This window comes from Acetobacter malorum, from assembly GCF_002153605.1.
Lineage (GTDB): Bacteria > Pseudomonadota > Alphaproteobacteria > Acetobacterales > Acetobacteraceae > Acetobacter > Acetobacter malorum_A.
Genome location: NZ_JOPG01000019.1, coordinates 53,916 through 61,859, shown reverse-complemented (window position 1 = coordinate 61,859; position 7,944 = coordinate 53,916). Strand labels below are relative to the sequence as shown.

The following is a 7,944-nucleotide window of genomic DNA, read 5'->3' as shown; positions in this document are numbered from 1 at the left end:
GTTAACGCATGCCCCGCCCCGCCTCCGCCAAGAGACGTTCGCTGCTAGGAATTCTCGCGGCTGGAACGATCTGCGCCGCATCACTGCCGTATGCGGCAGTGCCTGCCTACGCTGACGCCCAAAGCAACACAGGGGAAGCGATTATCCATGCGGATGATCACCCTGAAAACTGGCTTTCCTATGGCCGGACCTACACCGAACAGCGCTTCAGCCCGCTGGAGGACATCAACCGGTCCAACGTTGGCAACCTGAAGCTGGCCTGGTTCTACGACCTGGACACAAACCGTGGGCAGGAAGGCACGCCTCTGGTTGTGGACGGCGTGATGTATGCCACCACCAACTGGTCCAAAATGAAGGCGCTCGACGCCGCAACCGGCAAGCTGCTGTGGGCCTATGACCCGCGCACCCCGGGCAACATTGCGGACAAGGGCTGCTGTGACACGGTCAACCGTGGTGCAGCATACTGGAACGGCAAAGTCTACTTTGGCACGTTTGATGGCCGCCTGATCGCACTGGATGCCAAAACCGGCAAGCTGGTGTGGAGCGTGAACACCATCCCCAAAGATGCCTCTCTGGGTCAGCAGCGTTCCTATACGGTTGACGGCGCTGTGCGTGTTGCAAAAGGTCGCGTTCTGATCGGCAACGGCGGGTCCGAGTTTGGTGCCCGTGGTTTTGTAACCGCCTACGATGCCGAAACCGGCAAGATGGACTGGCGCTTCTATACGGTTCCTAACAACAAGAACCAGCCTGACCACGCGGCATCAGATTCCGCTCTGATGAACAAAGCCTACAAGACCTGGAGCCCCACGGGCGCCTGGACGAAGCAGGGCGGCGGCGGCACGGTCTGGGACTCCATTGTCTATGACCCCGAAGCCGATCTGGTTTATCTGGCCGTCGGTAACGGCTCCCCCTGGAACTACAAATATCGTTCCGACGGGATTGGCGATAACCTGTTCCTGGGCAGCATTGTTGCCGTTAAGCCTGAAACCGGCGAATACGTCTGGCATTTCCAGGAAACGCCGATGGACCAGTGGGATTACACCTCGGTCCAGCAGATCATGACGCTTGATCTGCCGATCAACGGTGAAAAACGCCACGTGATCGTCCATGCGCCGAAAAACGGTTTCTTCTACATTCTGGACGCCAAGACGGGTGAATTCCTGTCCGGCAACAACTATGTGTACCAGAACTGGGCACAGGGTCTGGACCCCAAAACGGGTCGTCCGATCTACAACCCGGATGCGCTCTACACCCTGAACGGCAAGGAATGGTACGGTATTCCGGGCGATCTGGGCGGGCATAACTTTGCTGCCATGGCCTACAGCCCCAAAACGGGTCTGGTCTATATCCCGGCACAGCAGGTTCCGTTCCTGTATAAAAACCAGGTTGGTGGCTTTAAAGCTCACCCGGACTCCTGGAACCTCGGTCTGGACATGAACAAGGCCGGTCTGCCCGATACGCCTGAAGCCCGCACGGCTTTCATGAAAGATCTGAAGGGCTGGATTGTGGCCTGGGATCCGAAGAAGCAGCAGGCAGCCTGGGTTGTTGACCATAAAGGCCCCTGGAATGGTGGTCTGCTGGCAACCGGCGGTGATCTTCTGTTCCAGGGTCTGGCGAACGGTGAATTCCACGCCTACGACGCCACGAACGGTGCGGACCTGTTCCACTTTGACGCACAGAGCGGCATTATTGCTCCGCCGATTACCTATAAGGCAAAAGGCAAGCAGTACGTGGCTGTGGAAGTGGGTTGGGGCGGGATCTATCCGTTCTTCCTGGGTGGTCTGGCCCGTACGTCCGGCTGGACAGTCAACCACTCCCGCGTTGTGGCCTTCTCTCTGGATGGCAATGCTGTTCTGCCGCCGCAGAACGACAAGGGCTTCCTGCCCGTCAAGCCGCCGGCACAGTATGACACCAAGGTGACGGATAACGGCTACTTCCAGTTCCAGACCTATTGCGCCGCCTGCCATGGCGATAACGCTGAAGGTGCGGGCGTTCTGCCTGATCTGCGCTGGTCCGGTTCCATCCGCCATCAGGACGCCTTCTACAACGTTGTCGGTCGCGGTGCTCTGACTGCCTACGGCATGGATCGTTTTGATACGAGCATGAAGCCTGATGAGATCGAGGCTATTCGCCAGTTCATCATCAAGCGCGCGAACGAAACGTATCAGCGTGAAGTGGATGCTCGTAAGAATGACAAGGGCATTCCTGAAAACGCGACCCTCGGCATCACGCCGTAATGGTCCGGCAGAGTCATGACGTCATTCGGCACACAAGCGATACAGTGGTAAAAACGATGATCAAAGGACTAAAAGCCGCTCTTGGAGCGGTCACTGTCGGGCTTCTGGCAGGAACTTCTCTGGCCCATGCCCAGAGCACTGATGATGAACTGGTTAAAAAAGGTGAGTATGTCGCCCGTCTGGGTGACTGCGTGGCCTGTCATACAGCGCTGCATGGCCAGAAATACGCGGGTGGTCTGTCTATTCAGACCCCCATTGGCACCATCTATTCCACGAACATCACGCCGGACCCGACCCACGGGATTGGCACCTACACGTTCAAGGAATTTGACGAAGCCGTTCGCCACGGCGTCCGCAAGGATGGCAGCACACTTTACCCGGCCATGCCTTATCCGTCCTTCGCACGGATGACGCAGGACGACATGAAGGCGCTGTATGCGTACTTCATGCACGGTGTGAAGCCGGTTGCCGAAGCGAACAAGCCGGCAGGCATCTCCTGGCCTCTATCCATGCGCTGGCCGCTGTCCATCTGGCGTTCCGTGTTTGCTCCGGCTCCCAAGGACTTCACGCCGGCTCCGGGCACGGATGCTGACATTGCCCGCGGTGAATACCTCGTCACGGGTCCGGGCCATTGCGGTGCGTGTCATACGCCGCGCGGCTTCGGCATGCAGGAAAAGGCTCTGGATGCATCTGGCGGTGCTGACTTCCTGGCCGGTGGCGCTCCGATTGATAACTGGATTGCCCCCAGCCTGCGGAACGACCCGGTCATGGGTGTAGGTCGCTGGTCTGAAGAAGACCTCTACCAGTTCCTGAAGTCCGGCCGTACCGACCACTCCGCTGTGTTTGGCGGCATGGCAGACGTGGTGGGCTGGAGCACCCAGTACTTCACGGACGCTGATCTGCACGCCATGGCGAAATACCTGAAGGCCCTGCCCCCGGTTCCGCCGGCACGCGGTGACTACAAGTATGATCCGTCCACGGCACAGGCTCTGGATTCCAACAACACATCCGGCACCCCCGGCGCCAGCGTGTATGTTGACCAGTGCGCTATCTGTCACCGTAACGACGGTGGTGGTGTCGCCCGTATGTTCCCGCCGCTGGCAGGAAACCCGGTTGTGGTGTCTGAAAACCCGACATCTGTCGCCCACATCATTGTGGACGGTGCGGTTCTGCCGCCGACCAACTGGGCTCCGTCCGCTGTGGCCATGCCGGGTTACAAGAGCGTTCTGTCTGACCAGCAGATGGCTGATGTCGTGAACTTCATCCGCACGGCATGGGGCAACAAAGCTCCGGCTAACGTCACAGCCTCTGACATCCAGAAGCTGCGTGTTGATCATGCACCGATCTCCTCCGCTTCCTGGGGCTTTGGTGGGAGCGACACGGCAACATGGGGTGTCTTCCATCCGCAGCCTTACGGCGCTGGCTGGACGTTCTCTCCGCAGACCCACACGGGTGAAGACGCAGCACAGTAAGCCGCCCCTTCTCTCACTCTGCCTCTTAACCGGGGCAGATCTGAAAGCACCGCGCTGGTCCGCCAGCGCGGTGTTTTTTTATGCGCGGCACGCTTCGGAAAAACGGCATATTGTGGAACGAGGCACCCCACCACATATCCTTGGCATGGCCTCTCTTTTTTCCCGACACACTCCCGCCTTTCCCGCAGACAGCACTCCTGCGGAACAGGACGAAGCTCTTGCCGGTTTTCTGAAAGAACTGCGGGGGTGTCAGGCCTGTGCGCACAAACTGCCGCTTGGGCCGCGTCCTGTTGTGCGCATTTCTCCGCGCGCCCGGCTTTTGATTGCCGGACAGGCACCGGGAACACGTGTGCACAATACCGGCATTCCGTTTAACGATGCCTCAGGCGAACGCCTGCGCTCCTGGCTAGATATGAGCCCGGATGTTTTTTACGACACAGAACAGGTCGCTATTGTGCCAATGGCCCTGTGTTATCCTGGAGTTTTACCAAAAGGGGGCGACCGGCCACCACCGCCGGAATGCGCGTCCCTCTGGCGGGAACGCATCCTGTCCTTCCTGCCCGATCTGCGCCTTACGCTGCTTGCCGGCTCTTACGCGCAGAATTACGCTTTGGGAAAAGGAAAGGTTTTTGAACGGGTTTTAGATTTTCGTTCTTATCTACCCAACTATTTCCCTCTCCCGCACCCTTCATGGCGAACAGGGGCGTGGGAGCGAAAAACGCCGGAATTCCAGAACGTGGTTATCCCGGCTCTGCGGGAAGCGGTCAGACACGCTCTGGAAGACTGAAAACGCCAGAGGCCTTTTATAAAACCAGAATCATGCGAATATCATTCACATTGGTCAGCGTTGGGCCGGTCATCACAAGGTCATCCAGCTTTTTAAAGTAGCTATAGCTATCGTGCCGTTTGAGAAAATCTTCGGCACTCAGACCCAATGCGGCACCGCGAGCCAGTGTTTGCGGGCCGATCAGGGCACCGGCGGCATCTTCTGTGCCATCAATCCCGTCGCTGTCCCCGGCCATACCCCAGATACCCGCCTCACCAGCCAGACTTTGCGCACAGGCCAGCAGGAATTCCGTATTCCGACCTCCCTTGCCCGGTTTCTCACCCGGCCTGATGGTTACAGTGGTTTCCCCACCGCTCAGCAGGACGGCAGGGGCTGCCACAGGCTGACCGTGCTGTCTGACAGACCGGGCCATGCCCGCAAACAGCGTGCCGGCTGAGCTGCTTTCCCCTTCCAGCGCATCCCCCAGAATGATGGGGGTCACTCCCGCCCGGCGTGCAACATCCGCTGCGGCTTCCAAGGCGAAGAACGGCGTTGCGATCAATGTCAGGCTATTGCTCTCAGCCACGGGCGGGTGGCTCTGGCGGGCAGCACTTGCCTCCCGTTGCAGCACGGCCTGTGCTGCGGGCGGTAACGTCAGATCATATTTCTGAATAATGCGCAGCACATCCGCTGCCGTCGTCTCATCCTGCACAGTCGGGCCACTGGCAATGACGGATGGGTCATCACCCGGGACGTCGCTGATCACCAAAGATACAACCCGTGCCGGATAGGCCGCCTGCGCCAGCCGCCCACCCTTGATGGCGGACAAATGGCGGCGGACGGTGTTCATCTCTGTAATGGTCGCGCCGGAATGCAGAAGCTGGCGGGCAATCTGCCTTTTCTCCTCCAGCGTAATGCCCTCAGCGGGGAGCGCCAGAAGAGACGAACCGCCACCAGAAATCAGGGCAATGACGAGATCATCCGCCTGAAGCCCCTTAACCGTTTCCAGAATTTCCCGCGCGGCCTGCTCGCTGCGTTCATCCGGCACGGGATGAGAGGCTTCCAGCACGCGGATGGACTGTGTGGGCGTGGCGTGGCCATCCCGCGTGACCACGACGCCTTCCAGCGGCACATCCGGCCATGCGGCTTCCAGCGCGGCCGCCATGGACGCCGCTGCCTTCCCCGCCCCGACCACAACACAACGTCCTTTAGGTTTTTCCGGCAGGAACCGCGCCAGCACCTGGAAGGGGCTGGCACTGGCCACGGCAGCGTCAAACATTTCCCGCAGAAAAACCCGCACCCGGGTTTCCGACCACTCTTCCGCCGGAGAGGACGACGATGTGTTGAAAGACTCTGACATAAAGGCTGCCTCTTATTTTTCGTGCATCATCCCATGACGTTCCGGAGATGAACTCAAGGGACCAGAATCACATTTCACCGACTAACGCGTGACCTGCCCCAAGGGTTACACAGAACACCGCGGTGTGCAGGTGATGACGCTCAAAGGGTCTTTTCAAAATCCAGACCAAAATCGAGCGATTTGACGGAGTGCGTCAGCCAGCCAACGGACAGCAGATCCACCCCAGTCTGCGCAATAGCCGCCGCCGTCAGCGGTGTAATGCCACCCGAGGCCTCGGTCAGCAGACGGCCTTTAATCATCTCAACACAGGTGCGCAGCATGGGCACAGGCATGTTATCCAGCAGCACGGCGTCCACCGGCTCACCAGACAGCACTTCCTGCAATTGCTCGGGCGTATCGACCTCAACTTCAATTTTCACCATATGGCCCGCTGCCTTGCGCGCCCGCGCCACGGCTTCCTGCACGCTGCCAACCAGCGCAATATGGTTGTCCTTGATCAGAATAGCGTCATCCAGCCCCATACGGTGGCTGATCCCCCCACCGGCCCGCACGGCGTATTTCTGCACCGCCCGCAAACCCGGCAGCGTTTTACGTGTGCAGCACAAACGCGCCTTTGTGCCTGCCATGCTGGCCACAATCTCTGCCGTGGCGGTAGCAATACCGCTGAGATGAGAGAGAAAATTTAGCCCCACCCGCTCGCCTGTCAGGATGGAGCGGGCAGAGCCTTCCACTACAGCTACCACGTCACCGGGTTCCAGAGACGCGCCCTCCACTTTCAGGCGCTCGAACAGCAGAGACGGGTCCATCAGGTGAAAAGATAATCTGGCCAGATCCAGCCCGGCCAGAACGCCTTTTTCCCGGCACCGCAGGGTCACCCGGGCGCGCTCGGTCCCTTTCAGAACGGCGCTGGTTGTCAGATCCCCTCCGCGTCCGAGATCTTCCAGCAGTCCGGCCCGCACCAGCGGTTCGAGCATGATATCAGGCAGAGCAGGCAGCATGGACGGTCTCGTTCTCTTCTTTAAAAATCGGGAGGGGAAAGTGCCTTAAACCGCCAGCATCCGCTCAATGGACAGGCGCGCGCGGTCTGCCACGCTGGGATCGACCGTCACTTCTACTTCCATCTGTTCCAGAGATTTGCGGATGGCGGAGAGCGTGATGTGCTTCATATGCGGGCACAGATTACACGGGCGGACAAACTCTACCTCCGGGTGGTCCACCGCCAGATTGTCGCTCATGGAACATTCCGTCACCAGCAGCACGCGCCCGGCTTTCCCAGACGCCACAAAGTCTGACATCCCGGCGGTTGACCCGGAGAAATCGGCTTCCGCCACAACCTCCGGCGGGCATTCCGGATGCGCCAGCACCACAAGGTCCGGCCATGCAGCGCGCCACTGACGGATTTCTTCCGGCGTGAAGCGCTCATGCACCTCGCAATGGCCTTTCCAGGTGATGATTTTCACCCCGGTTTCCTTGGCAACATTCTGCGCCAGAAACTCATCGGGGATCATAATCACTTCATCCACACCCAGACTTTCAATGACCTTGCGGGCATTGCCGGAGGTGCAGCAGATATCGCTTTCCGCCTTCACATCGGCAGAGGTGTTCACATACGTCACCACCGGCACGCCGGGATAACGGGCGCGCATCAGCCGGACATCGGCTGCGGTAATGGAGTCCGCGAGTGAACATCCGGCCTCAACAGACGGCAGAAGCACTTTTTTAGACGGATTGAGCAGCTTGGCGGTCTCCGCCATGAAGGCAACGCCAGCCATAACAATGATGTCGGCTTTTACGTCCTGCGCCCTACGCGCCAGAGCGAGGGAATCCCCCGTGACATCCGCCACACAATGGAAGATTTCCGGCGTCTGATAATTATGCGCCAGAATAACCGCGTTATGCTTTTCCTTAAGGGCCAGAATAGCGGCAATATCCTCAGAAAATGCAGGCCACTCCATGGCCGGAATCACGTGGCTTACCCGTGGGTACAGGCTGTCTGCCTGCTCTTGCCAGAATGACGTCTGAAGGGAGGCGGTCATTTTGCTGTATCCGTCTGAACAGAAAGGGGCCGGGGCATCGCCTTTTCCATGCCTGCTGGCACAGGAAGAGTCA

6 protein-coding genes are annotated in these 7,944 nt (G+C 59.1%); 3 read left to right on the top strand and 3 right to left on the bottom strand.

The genetic code is table 11. The annotated features are described in order from the left end of the window. The first annotated feature begins 8 nt into the window (after window positions 1-8). From HK23_RS09230 to HK23_RS09220, 3 genes are all read left to right on the top strand, one after another. On the top strand, window positions 9-2,237 hold the full coding sequence (locus HK23_RS09230; RefSeq protein WP_086653722.1) for a PQQ-dependent dehydrogenase, methanol/ethanol family: 2,229 nt from the start codon (window positions 9-11) through the stop codon (window positions 2,235-2,237). Between the two features lie 56 nt (window positions 2,238-2,293). Continuing rightward, window positions 2,294-3,709: a c-type cytochrome gene (locus tag HK23_RS09225; protein WP_063906859.1), complete on the top strand. Its 1,416-nt coding sequence runs from the start codon at window positions 2,294-2,296 to the stop codon at window positions 3,707-3,709. A 145-nt stretch (window positions 3,710-3,854) separates the two neighbouring features. Next, a complete protein-coding gene (locus HK23_RS09220; RefSeq protein WP_086653728.1) occupies window positions 3,855-4,496 on the top strand; it encodes a uracil-DNA glycosylase family protein in 642 nt (213 codons plus the stop codon). Between the two features lie 16 nt (window positions 4,497-4,512). Here the strand turns inward: HK23_RS09220 and HK23_RS09215 are convergent, their stop codons facing one another. From HK23_RS09215 to nadA, 3 genes are all read right to left on the bottom strand, one after another. Beyond that, complete coding sequence (locus HK23_RS09215) at window positions 4,513-5,754, bottom strand: glycerate kinase type-2 family protein (protein ID WP_256940135.1); 1,242 nt, start codon at window positions 5,752-5,754, stop codon at window positions 4,513-4,515. 221 nt (window positions 5,755-5,975) lie between these two features. Continuing rightward, window positions 5,976-6,833, bottom strand: coding sequence for a carboxylating nicotinate-nucleotide diphosphorylase (gene nadC, locus HK23_RS09210; protein WP_086653720.1), 858 nt, complete (start codon window positions 6,831-6,833; stop codon window positions 5,976-5,978). Between the two features lie 45 nt (window positions 6,834-6,878). Continuing rightward, entirely contained in the window at window positions 6,879-7,871 is a 993-nt protein-coding gene (gene nadA / locus HK23_RS09205; protein ID WP_086653719.1) for a quinolinate synthase NadA, read from the bottom strand. Window positions 7,872-7,944: the final 73 nt, after the last annotated feature.